This window comes from Arthrobacter sp. 2YAF22_2, assembly GCF_052114645.1.
Classification (GTDB): Bacteria; Actinomycetota; Actinomycetes; order Actinomycetales; family Micrococcaceae; genus Arthrobacter.
Genome location: NZ_JBFRFD010000763.1, coordinates 1 through 1,146, shown reverse-complemented (window position 1 = coordinate 1,146; position 1,146 = coordinate 1). Strand labels below are relative to the sequence as shown.

At 66.0% G+C, this 1,146-nt stretch carries 2 protein-coding genes; both read right to left on the bottom strand.

The genetic code is table 11. From position 1 onward, the window contains the following. Window positions 1-27: 27 nt before the first annotated feature. Window positions 28-285, bottom strand: coding sequence for a type B 50S ribosomal protein L31 (locus AB4Y86_RS19370; RefSeq protein ID WP_056739465.1), 258 nt, complete (start codon window positions 283-285; stop codon window positions 28-30). Window positions 286-437: 152 nt separating this feature from the next. Beyond that, window positions 438-1,146 (bottom strand): TrmH family RNA methyltransferase (locus AB4Y86_RS19365; RefSeq protein WP_441403741.1); only part of this gene is annotated, 709 nt, incomplete at its 5' end.

The following is a 1,146-nucleotide window of genomic DNA, read 5'->3' as shown; positions in this document are numbered from 1 at the left end:
TTCCTAAAGACCTTGCGGGGCAGAAGGTTACTTCTTGCCGCCGAAGCCCTTGAAGCGAGCGTTGAAGCGCTCGACGCGGCCTGCGGAGTCCATGATGCGCTGCTTGCCCGTGTAGAACGGGTGGGACTCGGAGGAGATTTCGACGTCGATGACCGGGTAGGTGTTTCCGTCTTCCCACTCGATGGTCTTCGAGGAAGACACGGTGGACTTGGTCAGGAACTTGACTCCGGAAGCCAGGTCGTTGAAAACAACAGCTTCGTACTTCGGGTGGATATCAGACTGCATAATTGGACCTTTGTTCGCACAACTGGATTTTGCCAGCTGCCAGGTATGAGTGGGAGTGGCTGCCCGGCGCCCGAAGGCGCAGCACGGCCAGCTACCAATAATAGCCCAGATCCGGCCGCCCTACGAACCGTCCCACGGGACCTAGCGGAGGCTTAGCCCCGGGGCCGCAGTTCCCAGAACGCAACGGCGGACGCTGCCGCGACGTTGAGCGAATCGACGCCCGCTCGCATCGGGATCTTCACGGCGAGGTCGACGGCGGCCAAGGTTGCGTCGCTCATCCCGGCGCCTTCGGTGCCGAGCACCAGGGCCAGCCGCTCCGGGTTCCGGGCTGCCAGCGCGTCGACGTCGACGGCGTCGGCGGTCAACTCCATCGCCGCCACAAGGAAGCCCTGTTCCTTCAGCACATCCACCGCCGCCGGCCAATCCTCGAGCCTGGCCCACGGGACCTGGAAGACGGTGCCCATGCTCACCCGCACGCTGCGCCGGTAGAGCGGGTCGCCGCAGCGCGGGGACACGAGCACGGCGTCGAGGCCCAGGGCGGCCGCCGAGCGGAAGATCGCGCCAACATTGGTGTGATCCACGATGTCCTCCAGGACGGCGACCCGGCGAGCCCCGGCGAGCAGTTCCGGCAACGGAACGGGAGCCGGACGGTGCATGGCGGCCATGGCGCCGCGGTGCAGGTGAAAACCGGTGATGTCCTCCAGCAGCGCCGCCGAACCGATGTAGGCCGGCACGTCCGGGTACTGCTCAAAGACATCAGCCAGGTCGGCGAGCCATTTCTCCGCGAGGAAGAAGGAACGCGGCCGGTGTCCGGCGGCGAGGGCGCGGCGCAAGACCCGCGAGGACTCCGCGATGTACATG

What these genes read in the sequence shown, in the direction of transcription:
- AB4Y86_RS19370 (WP_056739465.1), bottom strand. Translation starts at nt 285, where the DNA reads ATGCAGTCTGATATCCACCCGAAGTACGAAGCTGTTGTTTTCAACGAC.